16 protein-coding genes are annotated in these 20,151 nt (G+C 66.7%); 6 read left to right on the plus strand and 10 right to left on the minus strand.

Annotated features, from left to right (window positions below; translation table 11 throughout):
- The first annotated feature begins 13 nt into the window (after positions 1-13).
- From lanKC to KV110_RS23210, 4 genes are all read left to right on the plus strand, one after another.
- Entirely contained in the window at positions 14-2,626 is a 2,613-nt protein-coding gene (gene lanKC / locus KV110_RS23200; RefSeq protein ID WP_218469388.1) for a class III lanthionine synthetase LanKC, read from the plus strand.
- A 199-nt stretch (positions 2,627-2,825) separates the two neighbouring features.
- Complete coding sequence (locus KV110_RS41845; protein WP_281427676.1) at positions 2,826-2,954, plus strand: hypothetical protein; 129 nt, start codon at positions 2,826-2,828, stop codon at positions 2,952-2,954.
- Positions 2,955-3,155: 201 nt separating this feature from the next.
- Complete coding sequence (locus KV110_RS23205) at positions 3,156-4,424, plus strand: MFS transporter (protein ID WP_218469389.1); 1,269 nt, start codon at positions 3,156-3,158, stop codon at positions 4,422-4,424.
- On the plus strand, positions 4,421-6,451 hold the full coding sequence (locus tag KV110_RS23210; RefSeq protein ID WP_218469390.1) for a prolyl oligopeptidase family serine peptidase: 2,031 nt from the start codon (positions 4,421-4,423) through the stop codon (positions 6,449-6,451). The genes KV110_RS23205 and KV110_RS23210 overlap by 4 nt, the downstream gene beginning before the upstream one ends.
- A gap of 24 nt (positions 6,452-6,475) precedes the next feature.
- Here KV110_RS23210 and KV110_RS23215 read toward each other — a convergent pair whose 3' ends face one another.
- The 4 genes from KV110_RS23215 to KV110_RS23230 all read right to left on the minus strand — a co-directional run bounded on the left by KV110_RS23215 (position 6,476) and on the right by KV110_RS23230 (position 9,093).
- Positions 6,476-6,922: a nitroreductase/quinone reductase family protein gene (locus tag KV110_RS23215; protein ID WP_218469391.1), complete on the minus strand. Its 447-nt coding sequence runs from the start codon at positions 6,920-6,922 to the stop codon at positions 6,476-6,478.
- A gap of 106 nt (positions 6,923-7,028) precedes the next feature.
- The gene (locus tag KV110_RS23220) at positions 7,029-7,325 is read right to left on the minus strand and encodes a DUF6506 family protein (protein ID WP_218469392.1); all 297 of its coding nucleotides are present in this window, start codon (positions 7,323-7,325) and stop codon (positions 7,029-7,031) included.
- 78 nt (positions 7,326-7,403) lie between these two features.
- Positions 7,404-8,306: a LysR family transcriptional regulator gene (locus tag KV110_RS23225; protein WP_218469393.1), complete on the minus strand. Its 903-nt coding sequence runs from the start codon at positions 8,304-8,306 to the stop codon at positions 7,404-7,406.
- 37 nt (positions 8,307-8,343) lie between these two features.
- Positions 8,344-9,093: a hypothetical protein gene (locus KV110_RS23230; protein WP_218469394.1), complete on the minus strand. Its 750-nt coding sequence runs from the start codon at positions 9,091-9,093 to the stop codon at positions 8,344-8,346.
- A gap of 627 nt (positions 9,094-9,720) precedes the next feature.
- Here KV110_RS23230 and KV110_RS23235 point away from each other — a divergent pair.
- Positions 9,721-10,923, plus strand: a complete 1,203-nt coding sequence (locus KV110_RS23235; RefSeq protein WP_218469395.1) for a peptidoglycan DD-metalloendopeptidase family protein — start codon at positions 9,721-9,723, stop codon at positions 10,921-10,923.
- A gap of 57 nt (positions 10,924-10,980) precedes the next feature.
- Here the strand turns inward: KV110_RS23235 and KV110_RS23240 are convergent, their stop codons facing one another.
- The 6 genes from KV110_RS23240 to KV110_RS23265 all read right to left on the minus strand — a co-directional run bounded on the left by KV110_RS23240 (position 10,981) and on the right by KV110_RS23265 (position 17,602).
- The gene (locus tag KV110_RS23240) at positions 10,981-12,093 is read right to left on the minus strand and encodes a DUF6973 domain-containing protein (protein ID WP_218469396.1); all 1,113 of its coding nucleotides are present in this window, start codon (positions 12,091-12,093) and stop codon (positions 10,981-10,983) included.
- Positions 12,090-12,401, minus strand: coding sequence for a hypothetical protein (locus KV110_RS23245; RefSeq protein WP_218469397.1), 312 nt, complete (start codon positions 12,399-12,401; stop codon positions 12,090-12,092). Before KV110_RS23245 ends, KV110_RS23240 begins: the two co-directional genes overlap by 4 nt.
- 426 nt (positions 12,402-12,827) lie before the next feature.
- Positions 12,828-14,291: a CAP domain-containing protein gene (locus KV110_RS23250; protein ID WP_218469398.1), complete on the minus strand. Its 1,464-nt coding sequence runs from the start codon at positions 14,289-14,291 to the stop codon at positions 12,828-12,830.
- Positions 14,292-14,398: 107 nt separating this feature from the next.
- Positions 14,399-14,782, minus strand: a complete 384-nt coding sequence (locus tag KV110_RS23255) for a hypothetical protein (protein WP_218469399.1) — start codon at positions 14,780-14,782, stop codon at positions 14,399-14,401.
- A gap of 577 nt (positions 14,783-15,359) precedes the next feature.
- The gene (locus tag KV110_RS23260; RefSeq protein WP_218469400.1) at positions 15,360-16,817 is read right to left on the minus strand and encodes an AMP nucleosidase; all 1,458 of its coding nucleotides are present in this window, start codon (positions 16,815-16,817) and stop codon (positions 15,360-15,362) included.
- A 47-nt stretch (positions 16,818-16,864) separates the two neighbouring features.
- Positions 16,865-17,602 carry a TVP38/TMEM64 family protein gene (locus tag KV110_RS23265; RefSeq protein ID WP_218469401.1) on the minus strand — a complete coding sequence of 246 codons (738 nt, stop codon included), beginning with the start codon at positions 17,600-17,602 and terminating at the stop codon, positions 16,865-16,867.
- A gap of 348 nt (positions 17,603-17,950) precedes the next feature.
- Here KV110_RS23265 and KV110_RS23270 point away from each other — a divergent pair, with 348 nt between their 5' ends.
- A complete protein-coding gene (locus KV110_RS23270; protein WP_393539207.1) occupies positions 17,951-20,122 on the plus strand; it encodes an acyltransferase family protein in 2,172 nt (723 codons plus the stop codon).
- Positions 20,123-20,151 lie beyond the last annotated feature (29 nt).

Genomic DNA, 20,151 nt, shown 5'->3' on the forward strand with positions numbered 1-20,151 from the left:
GGACAGGAACACAATGCTTCAGGATACGGCGTTCACCTTCGCCCACCCCGATTACTACGAACCCTTCGACCGCACCGATCCGGGCAGGCGATACAACCCGACCCGGCGACCAGCGGGCTGGACCCGCCGCGAGTCCGATGTGTGGACCCACTGGACGCCACCGAACGCCGAACTGCCCGAACAGGGCTGGAAGGTGCACGTGTCAAGTGCGCTCGGTTTCGCGCAGCAGGTGCTCGATGTGGTGAGCACCGCGTGCGTGGAACTGGGGGTCTCGTTCAAGCACCTCACCGGCAGGCAGTACTTCCTCTGGATGCACGGCAAGCACGGCAGCCGAGTACAGAGCGGCAAGTTCTGCGCCCTTTATCCGCCGACACCGCAGCTGGCGTACGCCCTGCTCGAACGGCTGGAACGCGAATTGTCCGGTATCGCAGGGCCGTACGTGCTCACCGACCGGCGATTCGGGTCGTCGCGGTGCGTGTCCTACCGCTACGGCGCGTTCCGCCCGCGGCACCGGCTGCAATCCGACGGCACCCGGCTGCCGACCATGCTGGCCCTCGATGGCACCGAGGTCCCCGACGAGCGCCGCCCCGGATTCCTGCTGCCCGACGGCATCGCGGATCCGTTCGGCCCGGTTCCCGAGTCGGACGGCGGCGATGAAGTGAGCTTCCACGGCTACACCTTCGAGAGCGTGCTGCAGCCAAGCAACGCCGGCGGCGCTTACCGGGCTAGCCGCGCCGACGGCAGTGCCGTCTTCGTGAAAGAGGCTCGGGCGCACAACGGTTACGCCGGCGACCAGGACGCATGCGAACGGCTCGAGCGCGAGTATTTGACGCTGCGTGCGCTGCACGCCGCCGCACCCACGCTGGCCCCGGAACCGCTCGAACTGTTCACCGAGTGGGAGCACACCTTCCTCGTCACCGAGTTCGTGCCCGGCCGCACACTCAGCAAGTGGATGGTCGCGACGAATCCGCTGATCCACGCCGGGCAGGACGCGGCGGTGTTCGCCGCCTACTACGGGCGGTGCACGCACATTCTCGATCAGCTCGCCGCGCAGCTGGCCACCCTGCACGAGCTCGGCTACGCCTTCGTCGACCTCTCGCCGGGCAATGTCCTGGTCGACGACAACGACACGGTGCGGCTCATCGACTTCGAGGCCACCCAGCCCATCGACCACCCGCTCGGCCTACTCGGCACCCCCGGCTACGAACCGCCGGAATCGCGGGCGCCCGGCGCGCGGGCGAAGATCGATCCGCTGCACGTCGACGCCTACGGTTTGACCGCGCTCGCGCAGCTGTTGATCTTCCCCATGCACGAGGCCGCCCGGCGCAGCCCGGAAACGCTGGACCATCTGTATGCGGATCTGGCCGAATTGTGCCCGCCGCCAACGAATTTGTGGAATGCCGTGGTGCGCTCTCGGCCAATGCCGGACGCGCTGCGCCTGCCAACGCCCGCCCAGGTGCGCTCCGCACCGGAGGATGCGGTGCGCTCGCTGCGCGACCGCACGGCCGACGCATTGGAACGCATGGCCGATCTCGACAATCCGCGCTGGATGTATCCGACTGCGCCGGACGGACATCGGTCCAACACCCGGTGCGTGGCCTACGGCACCGCGGGCGTGCTGCACGCGCTGCGAGCCGCAGGCCGCGAGATCGACCCGCGCGTGGTCGAGCGACTGCGCGCCGTCGCCCTGCGCGACCGGCAGACGACCGGGCCGGGGCTGTTGTTCGGCAATGCCGGAATCGCCTGGGTCCTGGATGATCTCGGTGACCGCGACGCGGCGATGACGCTGCTCGCCGCGGCAACCGGTCACCGGCTCGCGACCGAGGCGGCCGGTTGGGGTGGAGGTGCGGCGGGGGTCGCCATGACCCACCTGTCGTTCTTCCAGCGCACCGGCGACCCGGGCCATCTCGACCAGGCGCAGCGGCTGCTCGACGCGCTGCCCGACGGCGATGCGCTGATGCCCTTGCTCGGCCAGGATCATCCGTCCGGACTCGTGCACGGACGGCCCGGCGTCGCGCTGGCACTGTACTACCTGTCTGTGTTCACCGGCGCGGACGAGCCGTTCGAGCGCGGGCTACGGCTGTTGCGCGAGGAACTCGTGCATGCCGAGCCGATACCGGTCGCCGCCTTGGGTTTTCGGGTCTCGGCCACCGACCGGCGCAATATGCCGTACCTGGCGTGTGGAAGCGCGGGCTACGTCCACGTGCTTTCGCGCTACCTCGGCCGCAGGCCCGACCCGGAACTCACCGCGCTGCTGCGGACTTGCGTTCGCGCCGTGGGCATCCGGTTCACCGCGGCCCCGGGGCTGTTCCAGGGACAGGCCGGTTTGACACTCGTGCACGCCGACGTGGCCGCCCGTTTCCCGGACGAAAACTTCCTGTCCGACGCGCCCGCCCGGCCGGCCGCGCTGTTCAAGTACGCGATCGCGGGCGAGACCGGAGTCCGCTGGCTCGGTGGCCATGGGCAGCGGCTCAGTGCCGACCTGGCCACCGGTTCCGCGGGCATCCTGCTCGCCCTCCAGCACGCCACCACCGGCGTCACCGACCCGCTGTTCACGCTCGACCACTGCCTCGAACCCGCCGCCGATCGACTCGGCAGGCCCGGGCGGTTGCACGTCCAGCAGTGAACGGCCGACAGACCATCCGACCACGAGACCACGAAAGGAGGTGAACCACATGACCAAGGTCCTGAAGCTTCAGCTGCAGTCCGACCCGGAACTCGGCGACGACGCACCGCTCAGCTCGTACAGCGAGCACCACTGCAACCAGGAGGAGGTGGCGGTCTGAGCCACGACAACGACCACGAAGCGAGAGGAGGTGAATGACATGACGAAGGTTTTGAAGCTGCAGCTGCAGTCCGACCCGGAGCTCGGCGACGACGCGCCGATGAGCTCCTACAGCGAGCACCACTGCGGTGGTGGTGGCGGCGGAGGCGGCTCGGAAGAGGTGCTGTAGTCCGATCAATCGCCGGGCGCGGGCAGCGGCCCGCGCCCGGCGAAGTCCCTTGTACAAGAAGCTGATTCAGAGGAAGCAAGATGGAAAACCAGAACATGGTCGCGCTGGCGGCCATGGATACCGACGACGATCTGATCGACGACGCGCCGATCAGCGTGCTCTCTGTCGTCTACTGCGACGACGCGTATTTCGGGTGACACGATGAGCGCATCAGTCACCGCGGCCGCGCCCGGGGCCGATCTGCGGACCTACCAGGTCGCGCAGGCGGCTTCGACGTTCGGCAGCACCCTTACCGGCACGGCGGTTTCTGTGGTCGCGGTGGTCGGGTTGGCGGCCGGGCCGCACGAGGTGTCGCTCATCGTGGCCGCCGCGATGATTCCGTCGCTGGTGTTCGGTCCGGCGGCCGGTGTGCTGCTGGACCGGGTGAGCAGGCCGCGCCGAATGCTGCTGGCGGCCGACCTGGTCGCCGCGGCGGCGGTGCTGTGCTGTGCGGCGACGATGGCCGTCGGCGTGCTGACCGTGGCTGGACTGGCTGCGCTGTCCGTCGTCCTCGGCGGGGCTCGGGTGGTGATCGAAGGCCTGTACTTCGTCCATCTGACCACGCTCGGGGTCACCGATCTGGCGCGGGCGCGGGCGGGGCTGCAATCGACGACGATGGTGTCGCGATCGGTCGGCGCAGCGATCGCGGGTCCGCTGGTGGCCACGGTCGGCGCGGCGACGATGTTCGTCTGCGACGCGGTCACCTACCTGTTCAGCGCCTACTGCCTGACCCGGCTCACCGCACCCGACCGGCGGGTGACCGAGCGTCGCCACGGCTTCGGCCGCGAATTCCTCGAGGGCGTAAGGGCATTGCGCGGGCATCCGCTGCTCTTCGCGTTGGCGTTGTATCTGCTGGCGGGCGGGGCGGCCTCGGGCGGTGTCGCCGCGCTGCGGGCAGTGTTCTTGCTCGATGAAGTCGCGCTGCCCGTTGCGCTCTACGGGATTCCGGCCGTGGTGGCCACCCTGTTCTCCGCTGCCGGGGCACTGGTGGCGCCGCGCTTGCAGGCCAGGGCAGTGCGAGCGCGAAAGGTGCTGGCGGTCACCGTACTCGGCTGCGCTGTCGGCACCGCCATATTGCCGATGGCTACCGGGCCGACGGCAGCGGTGCTGCTCGCCGCCTGCCTCGGTGCGGCGGTGCCGATGTTTTTCGGTGCGGTGCTCAATATCGCGCTGGTGACGGTCATGGGCGCGGGTGTCGGTGACGGGTACTTCGCGCGCGTCGGCGCTCTGCTGGCCACCGGGACCACGGCGGCGAACCTGCTCGGTGCGGTGGTCGGCGGCATGCTCGGCGAACGATACGGGGCCCGCGCCGGGATCTGGATGTTCGTCGCCATCGATCTGGCCGCATCGCTGGCCTTCCTCCTGATCGTCGGACGCGCTCCGGCAGACGACGATCGCACTGACGAGACGATTGTGCAGGTAGCGCGATGAATGCCGAATATCCCGATGCGCCCGCGTCCGATGTGTGGGATGTCCTGCACGGCTGGCGAATTCCGGATCCGTTCCGACGGCTGGAGGACCTGGACGATCCCGACAGTCAGACCTGGGTAGCCGCCCAGCGGCAGCTGGCCGAACGCTACCTCGCCGCCCTGCCCGGTCAGGAGCGATTGCGGGACGTGTTGCGCGACACCGTCGTTCAGGGTCCTACCAGCTCGCCGGTGAAAACCGGTGGGGCGCGCCGGTTCCGGGTCGGCCGGGCGCATCTCGCGGGCCCGTGGCAGCTACAGGTCGCCGACGGACCCGAGGGCGACTGGCGGACCCTGCTCGACGCGACAACCCTTGGTGCTGGGGCGATCCTGCGGCGCTGGACGCCGTCACCGGACGGCCGCTTCGTGGCCGTGCAGGCGAGTGTGGGCGGATCCGAGGACGCGACCCCGCTCGCGCTGCTCGACGCCGCGACCGGTGCGGTGCTGCGGACATGTGCGCTGACCCGGTACTCGCCGGTGGAATGGCTGGCCGACGGCAGCGGCTACTTCTACGTGCGCCGCCACGGGAACCGTTCCGGCAGTGGCGTATACCGGCATCAGGTGGGGACCGCGATCGACGCCGACGAACTGCTCATCGGCGACGAGAACCCGGTCGGCCGCTACCACTTCACCTTCTGGCACGACCGCTGGCTCGTCGTCACGGGCCGGACCGGCACCAGTCGAACCACCCGCGTGTCGATTACCGATGTGGCCGAAGGCGGTTCGCCGCGGCCGCTCGATCTCGGCGGGCTCTCCTCAGCCGGTGTCGTGGTCGACGGTGTGGGTCGGATCCTGGCGATCTCGACCGCCACGTGCGAGTTCGGGGAGCTGCTCGTCGCCGAACCGGTGCCCTCGGGCGGTTGGGGTCCGTGGCGGGTGCTCGTACCGGCCGACGAGCCCGCGGTGCTGGCGGCGTTCGCCCTGGCGCCGTCCGACAGCGGCGACCGGCTGCTGATTCTGCGCACCAGGGACGGGTATGCCGAATTGTCGGTGCACGACGCCGAGTGCGGTGCCTGGCTGCTCGATGCCGAACTGCCCGGCGCGGGAACGGTCGCGGCGATCAAGTCCACCGACGAACCAGGCGTGCTGGTACTGAGCTACACCGACTGGATCCGGCCACTCGGGGCGTGGCGGCTCGACCTCCGATCGGGCCGGGTCTCCCCCGTCGAGCCGTCGTCCCGCGTGCTGCCCGGAATCACCGTCACCCGAACGACTTACCGCTCCGCCGACGACACCGAGGTGCCGGTGACGGTGCTCGCCCCCGCCGGGCCTCAGATGCCTCGGCCGACCATCCTCAGCTGCTACGGCGGCTTCGGCATCACCTTCCGGCCGGGTTACCAGCCGGACGGACTGACCTGGGTGCTGGCCGGTGGGGTCATGGCCATCGCGGGGGTACGCGGCGGCGGCGAACGCGGGCGGCGCTGGCATCGCGACGGTGCCGGTGTGCACAAGCTCAACGCGTTCGCCGACCTGCACGCGGCAGCGGACTGGCTGGTCGAGTCCGGTTGGACCCGTCGGGGCGGACTGGCGCTGCTCGGCGGCAGTAACGGTGGACTGATGGCGGTCGGCGCCATGGTCCAGCGGCCAGGGGATTACGCCGCGATCGTAAGCGCGGGCGCCCCGCTGGACATGGTGCGCTACGAACGCTGGGGCCTCGGCCGGGCCTGGCGCGAGGAATACGGCTCCGCCGACGACCCGGCCGCCCTCACCGTGCTGCTGCGATACTCGCCGTACTACAACGTCACCGCACGGATCGGGGAGCCGCCGCGCCGATGGCCGCCAGCACTGTTCACCACCGGCGACAGCGACACCCGGGTACCGGCGGTGCACTCCTGCAAGATGGTTGCGGCGCTCCAGCGCGACGGCGGTGGACCCGTGCTGCTGGACGTGATCGCGGGCAAGGGACATGCCGGCGGCGGTCCGGCCTCGGACCGCGCGCTCATCTCGCTACTCGCCTTCGTCGCCCACCACACGGGGTTGCGGCTCGACTGAGCGGAACTCAGTCGGCGCGCGTGCTCAACTCGACGAGGTTCCGTTCGCCGGGGTCAGTAGGACAAGCGGAATCTCCCGCGTCGTCTTCGCCTGGTATCCGGCGTAGGTCTTGGCTGCGGCGATTACCCTCGGCCACAGCACCTTTCGCTCCTCGGGAGTCGCCACTCTGGCCTTCATCGGCTGTCGCGGGCCACTGCGCACCGACACCTGGACATCCGGGTTGTCCCGCAGGTTCAGAAACCACGCCGGGTGGATCGGATCTCCGCCGCGGGAAGCGACCACGACATAGGTATCGCCGTCGACGATCGGCGCCGTCAGCATCACCGCGTGCTGGCGGCCCGATTTGCGGCCGGTGGTCACCAGCTCGAGCGACGGCATGCCGCCGAACTCGTTGCCCAGTTTTCCGCAACTGGCGGTGAGCAGAACTCGATGTGCGGTGTTCATCGCCTTGAGCGCGAAGTTCGGTGGCATATCGAACCTTCCGTCGGAAGTCGGATCGAACCGGGATCGCCACAGGCTACCTCGCACTGCCGGTACCCGGTACCAGCAGTCTCGGGACGGCTTCGGGGAGTCCCGGTCAAGCGAAGATGGCGTGCACCTGATCGATCGCCTCGGTGCCGTAGGCGACCGCACCCACCGGAACCGCGCCCTGAACAGCCTCGATCACCCGTGCGGTCCACACCGGGCCGAACCCGCCGCACAACTCGATCAGCTGAGCACCACCCGCGACGAGGCGGCGGGCCGCCGCGACGGCTTGCTCCGGACGATCCACCCCGACGAACACCGACCGGCAGGCGGGCGTTTCGACAACGGTCTCCCGTTCCGGGTCACTGCCGGTCGCGGTGTAGATGAATCCCCATGCGGTGAGCGCCATTTCGCCAGCCTTTCGCGTTCTGCCTGCTTCGGCCGCACCGATGTCACGGTGTGGCCCGATCGCTTCCAGCAGAACCGATCACCGGCAGTCCTGTCCACGAGGCGTTGCCGGATGCGTGTGCGGCTGCGCCGCACGCACCAGGTCAGCGGCAATCGCGCGGTATCGCGCGGCAGCGGGATCGGCCGCGTGCCACGCCAGGGCATACCGGATACGTGGTGCGTCCGCGGCGAACGGCAGCCAGACCAACCCCTCCCCCGGACGCACGTCCCATACCGGTCGAAGCGCGACGACGTTCCCGCCGTGCGTGAGTTCGGCACCGAAAAGCCCCCGTCGTGGCGCACTCTCGCGCACAGCCGTTGGCTGCCACCCCGCCCGAATCCACGACTCGCGGATCGCGTCGTAATAGCCCGGCGCCCACGAACGCGCGAACCACAACAATGCGCAGCCGTCCAGATCGGCCCACCGCACCACATTTCGTCCAGCCAACCAGTGGTCACTCGCCACCACCACACCCAGCTCGGCATCCTCGACCGGAATATGACTCATACCCGACAAGTCGGCAGGCACCAGCAGCACACCGGCATCGAGCACACCGTCCCGGAGCTGCGTCAGCTGCTCGGAGGTCTGCGAATCGGCGATCTCGGGAACCAACTCACCGGCGGCGCGCCACAGTGTCGACGCACACCACGGCGGCGCTCCTGGCGTCACGGCCAGACGCAATGCCCGTCGTTGCCGCACCGACTCCCGCGCACGCCGCGCCGACTCCACCACCACCCGCGCATGCTCCGTCAGCCGCGCACCGGCCTGCGTCGGTGTCATCCCCGAAGCGCTACGAACAAACAACGCCGCCCCGAGCTCCCGCTCGAGAGCGATGATCTGCTGACTCAACGACGTCGGCCTGATCCCCACCACCTCCGCGGCCCGAGTGAGATTCCGCTCCTCCGCAACCGCAAGAAAGTACCGCAACTGTCGCAGTTCCATCCGCCAACGCTAACGAACCGCACCGGCACAGCTTCGTTCACCGGCGCCGTTTGCGCCGGGTCCTCCGACCGGAGCGTTGCTGCTTCACGCTCGGCGCGGGCTCAGCTTTCTGGGGGCGTCGACTCCACCACCATCCGATGGCTCCGGTCGCGGTCACGGCGATGGCGGACCAGGTGGCCCAGTTGGTGAAAACCTGGCTCGCCGTGAAAGCAAGCGTGCGATCGACTCGGATTGCCAACGGGACATCGGTGTCGATGGTGTGACCATCTGAGAGCGGAACCTCCAGGTGGGCTGTAAGCAGTAATGCCGAGGTCGGCCGCTTGGGATAGACGAACCACGTCCACAACATCTGAACGTCGCTGCCGATCGAGGCATCCACCGCGTCGGATGGCACAACCTCGGCATCGTTCGGATTGACAAGGAGTTTCGCCCTTACCGTCGGTCCCACCCGGACAGTTCCACCGCTGATCGGCGACGTGTGCGGCAGCAATGCGGCTATTCGGGACTTCAGCGAACCGCCGTTCCCCACTTCGAGCCCGATCCGTACCGTCTTATCGACGTCGACCGACTCCGGGGCATGCCACGTTGCCGCTGTTTCCACCAATGCGCGGGTCTCAGCATCGATGATCGCTAATTGCCGAGCGACGTCCGTCGCAGCAGTGGGCGCCTCAGCCTTCGAACTCGGCAACGTCGTCGCGATAGGTGGCTCCGTGGTGGGGATTTGCGTCTTGTCACTGCACGAGATAAGGAGCAGAAGTACCGCCCCAAGACACGCGGCCCAGACCATTCTCGGCTGAGGCGGTCGTGCACCCCCCGTCTCCGTCATCACCCTTGTCTCAAATCGAGAGTCCGTCCCCCTGGTGTTGGGGCACCAACTTTACCCGGCACCGGTGCAGGCGTGGCGTGAACCCAGACCCGTGCTTGCCCGTCTCGCCGTGCGTCGTCGCGAGCTCACGCCCCAACGGGTGTCGACCGCCTCACCATAGGGTCTGGGACCTGAGCCACGCGCACGAATGAACCGTGGATCGCCCCACCTGACAAGTGGACTGGCCGTTGGACTCTGGCACCGGCCGAACTCGATGGTCCACGCTGAATGGCAGCTAGGCGGCGGTCGGTGAAACGTGCGCGAATGTTATAGCAGCCGAATAGTTTTCCGAATACTCCCCACTTCCACTGGGGAGCTTCGGAGGAGTATCGGCGTCTTACAGTGAGGTATGTCCACGGCCGGGCATATTCGACCGAGCGCAGGCTCCGCACGAGCGGCTCGGGTTTCCGAATTGCAGGTCGGCACAACAGCATTCCCTCAAAGTACGACGCGCTCTCCAAGAAAGCATGCAGGACAATGGAAATCAACAAACGTAGATCGGGCCGACGGCGGTTTGCCCGCAGCATAATTCTGGCACTGAGCATCGCGATGGCAATGTTCCTATCGCTGACCACCGCCCAGGTCACCGCCGCACCGCCCGGGTTGGACGAGGCCGTCACCGCCACGCTGCTCGAGCAGAAGAAGGCCGATCGCGCGAGAACACCGGCTCCGGTCATCGATCACATGCGCGAACAAGGCGACTGGGCCTTCGGCGCCGCGACCATCCCGGTCGGAAACGCCGACGAGGCGCCGATCTCGTCGTTGTATGTGGCCGTACGCAGCGGCGACAAGTGGAAGGTAGGGCTGGAGGGGACCGACGAGTTCCGCAACCTGGTCCAGCAGGCGCCCGAATCTGTCGTGAGCAGTGGCGAAAAGAAGACCTTCACCGCACCGCAGACCCGCGAGCTCAACACCGGGTTGGCATTGCCCTGGCGGCAGGGTGACAGCTGGTACATGGGCGGCGGACCGCACGGCTACAGCGGCAACAGCCGCCCCTTCAACTCACTCGACTTCAACGGCGGCGACGGACGAGTACTGGCCCCGGGGGCCGGCCGGGTCTACAAGACCTGCGTGCGCGCCAACAGCGCGGAAGTCAAACTCGTGCACAACAACGGCTACACCACCACCTACTACCACATGACGAACCTGATCAACGCCCAGGACGGTACCGAAATCGCGGCGGGCACCTATCTCGGCAGGATCGGCACCCAGCTGCCCTGTGGCGGCAGCGCCAGCGGAGCGCACGTGCACATGTCGCTCTACAACACCAACGGTGGCGCGGTTGCCGTGAACGGCAAAACCTTTGGCGGCTGGACCTTCTGGGAAGGTAGCAGGGCCTACGCCGGCTACGCCGAACGCAACGGCGTCCGGGTGAACGTCGGCGGCAGGCTGACCAACTACGGCAGCGATTCCTCCCCGGCGACCGGCACCGTTCGCTCCCACCCCGAGGCGAACAGCACGGTCAACCTGCGCTCCGGCCCCGGACTGAAGCACTCGATCGTCGGCACCGTTCGCGACGGTGACACGGTCAAGATCGCATGCACCGCACGCGGCGACACGGTCGCGGGCAAGTGGGGCAACACCGACCTGTGGAACAAACTCGACACCGGCAACTGGATCAGTGACGGCTTCGTCGACACCGGCAGCAACGACCCGGTCGCCCCGGCCTGCACCGATGCCCAGGTGACGACATCGGCTACGCCGACCGATAATGCGGCGGGTGCGGACGCCGCACCGGGCACTGTTGGCTGACCCGGCTGAAAATCGCTGAGGCGTGGCGCTTTTCATGGCGCCACGCCTCCGGCATGATTACTTCGATTTCGCCGGTTCTCCGGGCTCCGGCGGAGGCAGCTTGGGGTGCCCCGCCTGCCCCGGTGCGACCCGGTCGCTGTATTGAAGATCGCCGCCGCCGCGCTGAACCACGACGGTCTCCCCGTTCTTCACTGCCTTTTCGACGAGGCCGGCGAGTTGTTCCGGACTCGCGTTCGGATTGGCCGAGGCGATCTTGCGACCGACTTCATTGTTGTGCAGGTCCATAGCTTCTTGTTCGGGTTGGTTACCCGGGACGCGCTCATGTGCTGTGGCAAAGCGTTTGGTCCAGTCGGCGCCGTATTCCCGGGTCATCAGGGCGTTCCAGTAGGCGTGCCGGAACGCGTCATTGTGGTTATCACTCACACCGTAACCGGGAAATCGCTTATTGGCCTCACTGAATGCGTCTCCGCGTATGTCCTTCATCTTCAGCTGGCCCGGCAGTCCTAATTTATCGAGCATCTTGGCTTCGGTGACCGTGACGCGTTGCTCGTCGACGAACGGACGCAGCAGCGGGTTGATCGGATATTTGACCATCCCGTCCGGGTCGGGCGTGACCTGGTACCGCCGCATAATGTCCTTGGTCGTCTGGTCGGCTCCGGCCAGCGACGTCGCCCCTCGGTCGGAGATCGCCGCATTGGCCGCATCGGTCATGGCTTTGCCGAGATTGCGGTCGATGTCGACGGCCCGCTGCACGATCTTCTTCACCGTGTCTTCGATCTGCTGTCGTTCGAGGAGGCGAAGCATATTCGCGGGGCCTTCGGGTGATCTGTCGGCGACCGTACCGTCCCCGGCGATGCTGTACTGCCGTCCGCTGGCGAACGCTTCGACGTTCAGCACTCGTTGCTTCAGGGCTTGCACTTCGTCGGAAGTGGCGAAAAGGACGCGTTGCACCGTACTGACCTCGGCGACAATATGTTCCGCGCGGTCGTTGAGCGAGGCGACTTCCCGCTTGGCCGCGTCGGCGGCGTAGCCGCGCCACCGCCAGTACAGAGCCGCTCCCGCCAGCTCGTCCGACAAGCCGAGCAAGGCGTTCTTTCTATCGCGTACCTTGCGACCGACCTTTTCGATCGCGTCCGCATCCCAGCGGCGGACGTCCTGGAATGTGATCATGGCCTGAACACACTGCCGTTTTCGCCGTGCAGCCACCGCTCGAACATCGTCGCCGCGAAAACTCTCGCGGCTTCTTGCTCATTCTTCGTGTACAGGTCCGCAGCCGCTGATACTTTATCGCCGAGTTTATCGATGTCGGTAGCCCATTGCTTCAGCCGACGCTCCCACGCGTCCGCCAGGGTAGCCGCGGCCGACGCCACCGAATCCGCTCCCGGCATCGCGGACGCCACCGGGTCAACGGCGGGCCCGAGGTTGATCGTTTTCGCCTCGGCGCCCGCGGCATCCGCGGCCTTCGCCGAACGACGCAATGTCTCGATTTCTACTTCGAACCTTTGCATTCTTGCCCCTCCGCCCCGCCGAGCAAGAGATGCATCCCCCGCCGAGACCAGCATGGTCGTTATGAACTCGTTTCGAACGTACCGATCGCTGGATTGTGGGACATCTGATAGGGGCCGTATTTCGGCGAAACCGGATCGGCAGCTCGGAGTGTGGAGTCAACCCTGGTCGCAGAAGGAATACACCGTCGGTTGACGTCCGCTCGACGGTACCTCCGGTCAGCCGATCGGTACCTGCGATGGAGGCGCCGATACCCATGCATCCGGCGACCACGGTCGGTCTTGCCCTCTCGTCGCAGGGAACGTATCCGCAGTAGGGTGCTTGGGCGCCGCGCGGGTGGTCGCCGAACAGGGTGGGGGTCAACCCTGTTCGGCGATCGAGACGGAATGTCCGGCTAGCTACCAGCCGCCACCTGCGAGTGCGCCGAGGCTGTCGCCTGCGCCTGCGAGTCCGCCCAGGAGATCTCCGGCGCCTTCGAGTCCGCCTAAGGCGTCTCCGGCGCCTTCCAGTCCGCCGAAGGCATCTCCGGCACCTCCCAGTCCGTCCAGGAGGTCGCCGAGTCCGCCGAAATCGTTGCCACCGCCGGTGAGTGCTCCGATGCCGTCATCCGATGGTGCGTCGAATCCGTTGCTCCAGGGATCGAAGGAAGAGTCGCCTCCGCCATCCGAGAACCAATCGAAGGCGTCAGCGGAGGGGTCTCCGAACGAATCCCCGCCATCATCCGAGAAGATGTCTGAGCCCTCGCCCCAGGAATCCCCGGAATTGCCTTCATCTTCCGAGAAGATGTCTGAACCGTCGCCCCAGGAATCCTCGGACGAATCGCCTTCACCCTCCGAAGACTCGTCCGAACCGTCACCCCACGGATCCTCGGACGAATCACTTCCACCCTCCGAAGACTCGTCCGAACCATCACCCCACGGATCCTCGGACGAATCACTTCCACCCTCCGAAGACTCGTCCGAACCATCACCCCACGGATCCTCGGACGAATCACTTCCACCCTCCGAAGACTCGTCCGAACCATCACCCCACGGATCCTCGGACGAATCACCTTCACCCTCCGAAGGCAGGTCCGAGCCGTCCTCCGAAGGACCTTCGGGCGGATCGCCACCGCCATCTGAGGGCTTGTCCTCGTCGCCTCCGCCGGACGGCTTGTCCTTACCACCGCCGCCCGAGGGCTTATCCTCACCGCCACCGCCGGAGGGCTTGTCCTTGCCACCGCCATCAGAAGGCTTGTCTTTACCACCGCCGCCGGAGGGCTTGTCCTTACCACCGCCATCAGAAGGCTTGTCCTTACCGCCCCCATCGGAGGGCTTATCCTTGCCACCCCCAGACGGCTTGTCCTTGTCTTTCTCCTTGTCCTTGTCCTTGCCCTTGTCCTTCTCTTTGTCCTTGTCCTTGTCCGAACCACTGGACGTACCGAAATCTTGTGTCCAGTAAGGGGTTCCGTTTCCGCTCTTGGCGTAGCCGACGCCGATATCCTTGAGCCCGCAGTTCAGGATGTTCGCGCGGTGCCCCTCGCTGTTCATCCACGCATCGACGACCTCGGACGCACTCGTCTGCCCCTCGGCGATATTCTCGGCCCAGGTCTGCGCCTTATAACCCGCGGCGCTGATCCGATCGCCCGGATCGCCTTTCGACGAGTTGTGGTCCAGATTGCCGCTGGCCGCCATATCCTCCGTATGGGCCTGCGCGGCTTCGGTGAGATGCTTTTCGGATTTCAATGCGGAGCAGCCGGCCTTGCTCCGGGCGTCATTGGTAAGGCTGATCACCTCATCGGCGGGGGAATCGGAGCCCGCCGAGGCCGCCGGGGCGCCGGCAATAGTGACAGCAAAAGCAGAAACGCCGAAAGCGGTGGACAACGTGAGCATTGTAGTCGGCGAAAGACGGGACGTTTTCCGCGGTGCACTGTGCTTACCCATTGAATGCCTTCTTGTTGCTGTTGTCGGCGGACTCGACCCGCGCGGTATTAGAGAGCGCTACCGGAGAGCAGGCCGAGCAGGGGCGCGAGTCCACCGGCCGCTTTGCTGCCGGTAGCCGCACTACCGGTGACCGCCGAACTCCCGGTGCCGAGTGCCTTCGCCAGCGGTGCGACAGCTGCACTGCCGGTGTTGAGGCTCTTCGCCAGTCCGCCGAGCGCGGCACTGCCGCTGTTCAGTAGGTCTGCCGGGTTCGCCTCCGGCTTGGGCTTGCCCTTGCCTCCGGGCTTCTTCTTCGGCGCAGTGGGACGGTCGGCCTTGCCGTGCTTGGCGGTCTGCCGGCTGACGGTCTGCCCCGTCACGCCCATCACTCGTTTCGCCGGTGCCACCGCCGCGTTGTCGATGCTGGTGGTAGTGGTCGTCGTTTCGGCCACAGCCTGGCCCGCTCCGCTGTTGGCTGAAATTCCCAATCCGATCAATGTCGCCGTCGAGAAAATTACCAATCGCGCCGGGACCGGATTCTTGCGAGGTGCGCTGTGCTTACCCATGAGATGCCTTCTTTCGAAGTGGTCGGTCGCCTGTCGGTGCTGCCTCGTTCGAGCTGCTTTCGGGACCCGCCGAGCGCCGTTGGTCGATGGCCTGGCTCGCCGGTTCCATCTGATTGCTGATCCCGCATTCGAGGGTAAGACTCATCGAAGCAACCCACGAGTTGTCAGTCGCGTTCTAAAATCGAGTTGAGGTCCGACTAACAGATGCACACGATCACGGGCGGATCACACCCGGATCACATCCGATCACGGGCGAGCCGCTCCCAAACCCTGCCCACCGGAGCAGCAGGCCATCGCTGAGAGCGTTTGGGCGCGAAGGGAAACCAGATCGATGCTGCGGCGCCCGCCACTCGGGCGCAGAACCGCCCTGGGCCGGCAGGTCGACCGCAACCTGAAGCTCGACCGAAACCGGTCGACCATCGCCGCATCCACCCACCGGTCCCCTAGGCCGGACGGCGAAGAACTACCGGAACGGCGGTTCGTTGAACGTGCGCAGCTTGCGCGAATGCAGCCGATCCCCCTCGGCACGCAACAACTCCACGGCGCGGATGCCGATCTGCAGGTGCTCGGAAATGGCACCTTCATAGAAGCGATTCGCCTGCCCCGGCAGTTTGATCTCGCCGTGCAGCGGCTTGTCCGAGACACACAGCAAGGTGCCGTACGGCACGCGGAATCGATACCCCTGCGCCGCGATGGTGGCACTCTCCATATCGATGGCCACCGCGCGACTGAGGTTGAACCGCAGTGCCGACGCGGAGTAGCGCAGTTCCCAGTTCCGATCGTCGGTGGTGACCACGGTGCCGGTGCGCAATCGCTGCTTCACCTCTTCGCCCGGCATGCGGCTGACGATCTTGGTGGCGTCGTACAGCGCCCGCTGTACTTCGGCGATGCTGGGGATCGGAATGTCCGGCGGCAGTACCGAATCCAGGACGTGGTCGTCGCGCAGATACGCGTGGGCGAGCACGTAGTCGCCGATCGCCTGGCTCTCCCGCAGGCCACCGCAGTGGCCGATCATCAGCCACGCGTGCGGGCGCAGCACCGCCAGGTGATCGCAGATGGTCTTCGCATTGGACGGCCCGACACCGATATTCACCAAAGTGATGCCGCGTCGGTCGGCGGCACTCAGGTGCCAGGCGGGCATCTGGTGCTTCTTCCAGGCGAGATCCGAAGTCATCTCAGTGCCGGTGGTCTCGGCGGTGATCACCGTGCCGCCCGCGCAGGAAAGACCATCGTACGGACTGTCCGGATCGGCGATCTGCTCATGCGCCCAGCGCACGAATTCATCGACGTAGCGCGTGTAGTTGGTGAACAGCACGAACGGCTGGAAATGGTCGACCGGCGTTCCGGTGTAATGCTGCAGCCGGGCCAGTGAGAAATCGGTACGCAGCGCGTCGAAATGGCTGAGCGGAAAGGTATCTACGGCATTGAAGATGCCGTCCGCAGTTTCGTCACCGATGCTGGCCAGGTCGGTGGTCGGAAAATGTTTCGCGATAACGGCGGCCATCGAGCGGTCGAGTGCGAGGTCGGCGCGATCGATCACGTAGGGAAACGGAATCTCCTGCCGAGACGGCGCCACCTCGATGCGCACATCGTAGTCGCCCTCGATCATTTCCAACTGTTCGGCCAAGTAGTGGCGCAGCAGGTCCGGGCGGGTGATGGTGGTGGCGTAGCTGCCCGGCCTGGTGAAACGTCCCCACGCGCGCGAGCGATTCTTCGGCGACGCGTCGCCGTCCCAGCTGATGCGCAGTTCGGGATAGACGAACGCACCGGCGTCCCGGGCCGCACGGTCCGGCACGGTGCCGTCGACGACGAAGTCCCGTATCGCAGCGCGCAACGCGGTGACCGACCGTTGGTAGAGCGTCTCCAGCTGGTCCAGCGCCTCGGCGCCGGTCAACGAAATAGCTGGTTGCCGACTCGGCATATGCCTCCCTGCCTCGCGTTCGTAAGCCGTCGTAACAACACCGTATTTCACCTCGTCCGAGGCGGCCAAACCCGTACCGATTCGACTTCGGCCGCCCCGCGTCGACCATGCCGACGCCAGCTGCGATATCCGCGATGCGCGGCGAAGGCTCCGAGGGTGGCGGTGATGCACCACACTGCGATCGCGGCATAGGCCAGGGGCGCCGACAGGTCACCGATCGACGCGCCGAGGGCGGTGTAGACGAAGGCCCGCGGCGCCGATCCGATAAAGGCGCCGACGCCCATCTGCCACAACGGAACTCCGAACGCGCCGAACAGATAGGACGCCAACGCATCCGGGGCGCCCGGGACGAAGCGCTGCCCGACGACAGCCCAGAGACCGCGCCGCTCGATCTGTGCATCGAGGCGATCGGCGCGCTCGGCACCGAGCAAACCGCGCGCGCTCTCGCGGCCGGCGCGACGCCCGAGGAAGCTGGAGATGATCGCGGTGCCCACCGTCGCGCCCAGCGTCACGAACGTCCCGACCAGCGGTCCGAACAGCAGACCGCTGCCAGCGGCCAGAATCGGACCAGGAACGAGAATCGCGCCGAGCAGAGCCGAAACCACCGCGTAGACCAACGGTGCCGCCGGACCCGTCGCCGCGATCATGCCGCGCACGCTTTCGACGTCGATTACCCGGGCGACGGCGACGAGATAGAACATCCCGAGCAGGAACGCGGCGCACAGTGCGAGCCGCGCGCCGTGTCGCCACCGGCTGGTCGTGGCGGAACCGTCGTTGTCGGTCATATCGAGGCCAATCCTGCACCACGCCGATGACGGTCGCGATTCGAGCCCGTCAGCAGGCCTCGTCTCCCCGCCAGCGCTCCTGCGACGGCCTCGCCGGTGATCCCTGACACCGAAAATCGAATGTGCGGGAAGCATTTGGACAGTTGTCAGCGCGACCACAATATCTTCGCCACCTCACCACACCGATCTGATCAGACAAGCTTTCGCCGATAAATACCCGGGAGAGCTTAGAAAGCGCGCCTTAAGAATCTTTTCAGTACACCTTAAAGGTCGATGTCGTTGCGACACATTCCGCAAGTATCGGTAAGAATGCTTCCCATGATAGGGACGGCTTCAACCGGTTTTATAGTGCGGCAGGCCGACTCCCATAACCGCACGGCTGGGGCGCATCGTGCGCGGCGCACCTCCCCGCGCGCGGAATTCCGGCCTGACGTCGAGGGTCTGCGTGCCGTCGCGGTACTGGCCGTCATTGTTTTCCACGCGGGTACACCCGGTGTCAGTGGCGGGTTCGTCGGTGTAGACGTCTTTTTCGTCATCTCCGGCTTTCTCATCACCGGAATGCTCTGGCGGGAGATGGCGGCCACCGGGACCATCGCACTCGCGCGTTTCTATGGCAATCGGGCCCGTCGGCTGCTGCCTGCCGCGAGCATCGTGCTGGTCGCGACCGCGGTCGGTGCGGCAACGCTGCTGCCTCCGCTGCAGGCCCGCGAGGTCCTCGGCGACGGGATTGCCAGCGCGTTGTACGCGGGCAACTATCGGCTCGCTCTGCACGGCACCGACTACCTCGCCGCCGACACGCCACCGTCGCCGTTCCAGCATTACTGGTCGCTCGGCGTCGAGGAGCAGTTCTACCTGCTGTGGCCTGCGCTGATCATCGGCATCGCCTGGTTCGCGCACCGCCGACGCAAGACAAGGATCGACGCCTCGCCCGCGCCGTACCTGCTTGTCCTCGCGGTGGTCGCGGTGGCGTCGTTCGCGGTCTCGCTGGCCTGGACCCGCACGCTGCCGTCATGGGCGTTCTTCGCACTGCCCGCGCGGGCCTGGGAGCTAGCCGTCGGGGGCATCGTGGCACTCTCGGTCCCGGTGTGGCGCCGATTGCCCGCGCCGCTCGCCACCGTCGCCGGGTGGATCGGGCTGATACTGATCGTCCTGAGTTGCCTTCATCTGGATGGGCGGACGCCCTATCCCGGTACAGCGGCGCTGCTGCCGGTGCTGGGTGTCGCGTTGATCGTCGCCGCCGGTTGCGCCGCACCCGAATTGGGTGTCGGTCGCGCACTGTCGTTGGCTCCGCTACGGGCGCTCGGTCGCCTGTCCTACTCCTGGTATCTCTGGCACTGGCCGGTGTTGCTGCTAGCGCCGTCGCTGGTCGGGCATCGCCTCGGCACGGTCGGCACGGTGGGCGCGGTGGCGATGTCCGGCGGCCTGGCGATGCTCACACTGTGGCTCGTCGAGGATCCCATCCGTTTCGCGGCACCGCTGCGACGTTCGGCCCGGCGCAGCCTCGCCTGCGGGGGCGGCGTCACCGCGGTCGCCGTGTGTGTGGGGCTGGCGCTGCTCTTGCTGGTGCCTGCCCCGGTCGGCCGTGGGGCAGCCGCCTCGGCCCTCACTGTCACCGCGGCGCCGCCTCCCCCACCATCGGAATCCGTCGATCCCCTGGACGCGGCGGTTCAGCAGCTGACCACCCAGGTGCAGTCGGCCGTCGCGGCATCGGCCGAGTTGCGCTCCGTCCCGTCGAATCTCTCCCCGTCGCTCGCCGACGCACCAGCAGACAAGGCGGCGGTGTTCGAAAACGGTTGCGTCCGTTCTTGGCTCGATGTCGGGCAGGCCGAATGCGCTTCGGGCGACCCCCATTCGGCCAGCACGGTGGCACTAGTCGGCGATTCGCACGCCGCGATGTGGAGCCCCGCATTCGAACAGGTTGCCGAGCAACGACATTGGCGACTGGAGACGATGAGCAAGGTCACCTGCCCGCTGCTGGAACTGCCGATCTCGAGTCCTTATCTGGGCCGGGAGTACACCGAATGCGTGCAGTGGCGCCACCAGATCCTCGCCCGGTTGCAGGCCGAGCACCCGCGCCTGATCGTGCTGAGCATGTCCCGGCGATACGGCGGCGACTTCGGGTTCACCACCTACGACCAAGCCTGGATCGAGAGCCTGTCCCGGCTGACCACACAGCTGCGGGCGACCGGCGCGAATGTCCTTGTCCTCGGCCCGGTTCCGGATCCGCACACCACCGTGCCGACCTGCCTGTCCGACCATCTGGACGACGCCACGGCCTGCGCGCCACCACGGGCAGACGCCGTGAACGACGCGGGCATCGCGGCCGAGCAGGCGGCGACCATCGCGGCAGGCGGACAGTACGCCGACCTCACCGCCCTGTTCTGCACCCCCAGCCGCTGCCCGCTCATCACCAGCAACAACCTGATGTACCGCGACGACAATCATTTGACCGTCGCCTACGCCGAGGCGCTGGAACCGATCGTTGCCGCACTCGCGGACCGCGCTCTCGCTCGGCCCTGAGCCGGTGCCGCTCGGGACCGAGCTCGCCG

Source organism: Nocardia iowensis (assembly GCF_019222765.1).
GTDB classification, from domain to species: Bacteria; Actinomycetota; Actinomycetes; order Mycobacteriales; family Mycobacteriaceae; genus Nocardia; species Nocardia iowensis.

Excerpts from the sequence above, each read along its gene's own strand:
- lanKC (WP_218469388.1), top strand. The coding sequence starts at position 14 with ATGCTTCAGGATACGGCGTTCACCTTCGCCCACCCCGATTACTACGAA.
- KV110_RS41845 (WP_281427676.1), top strand. The coding sequence starts at position 2,826 with ATGACGAAGGTTTTGAAGCTGCAGCTGCAGTCCGACCCGGAGCTCGGC.
- KV110_RS23205 (WP_218469389.1), top strand. The coding sequence starts at position 3,156 with ATGAGCGCATCAGTCACCGCGGCCGCGCCCGGGGCCGATCTGCGGACC.
- KV110_RS23210 (WP_218469390.1), top strand. The coding sequence starts at position 4,421 with ATGAATGCCGAATATCCCGATGCGCCCGCGTCCGATGTGTGGGATGTC.
- KV110_RS23215 (WP_218469391.1), bottom strand. The coding sequence starts at position 6,922 with ATGCCACCGAACTTCGCGCTCAAGGCGATGAACACCGCACATCGAGTT.
- KV110_RS23220 (WP_218469392.1), bottom strand. The coding sequence starts at position 7,325 with ATGGCGCTCACCGCATGGGGATTCATCTACACCGCGACCGGCAGTGAC.
- KV110_RS23225 (WP_218469393.1), bottom strand. The coding sequence starts at position 8,306 with ATGGAACTGCGACAGTTGCGGTACTTTCTTGCGGTTGCGGAGGAGCGG.
- KV110_RS23230 (WP_218469394.1), bottom strand. The coding sequence starts at position 9,093 with ATGGTCTGGGCCGCGTGTCTTGGGGCGGTACTTCTGCTCCTTATCTCG.
- KV110_RS23235 (WP_218469395.1), top strand. The coding sequence starts at position 9,721 with ATGGCAATGTTCCTATCGCTGACCACCGCCCAGGTCACCGCCGCACCG.
- KV110_RS23240 (WP_218469396.1), bottom strand. The coding sequence starts at position 12,093 with ATGATCACATTCCAGGACGTCCGCCGCTGGGATGCGGACGCGATCGAA.
- KV110_RS23260 (WP_218469400.1), bottom strand. The coding sequence starts at position 16,817 with ATGCCGAGTCGGCAACCAGCTATTTCGTTGACCGGCGCCGAGGCGCTG.
- KV110_RS23265 (WP_218469401.1), bottom strand. The coding sequence starts at position 17,602 with ATGACCGACAACGACGGTTCCGCCACGACCAGCCGGTGGCGACACGGC.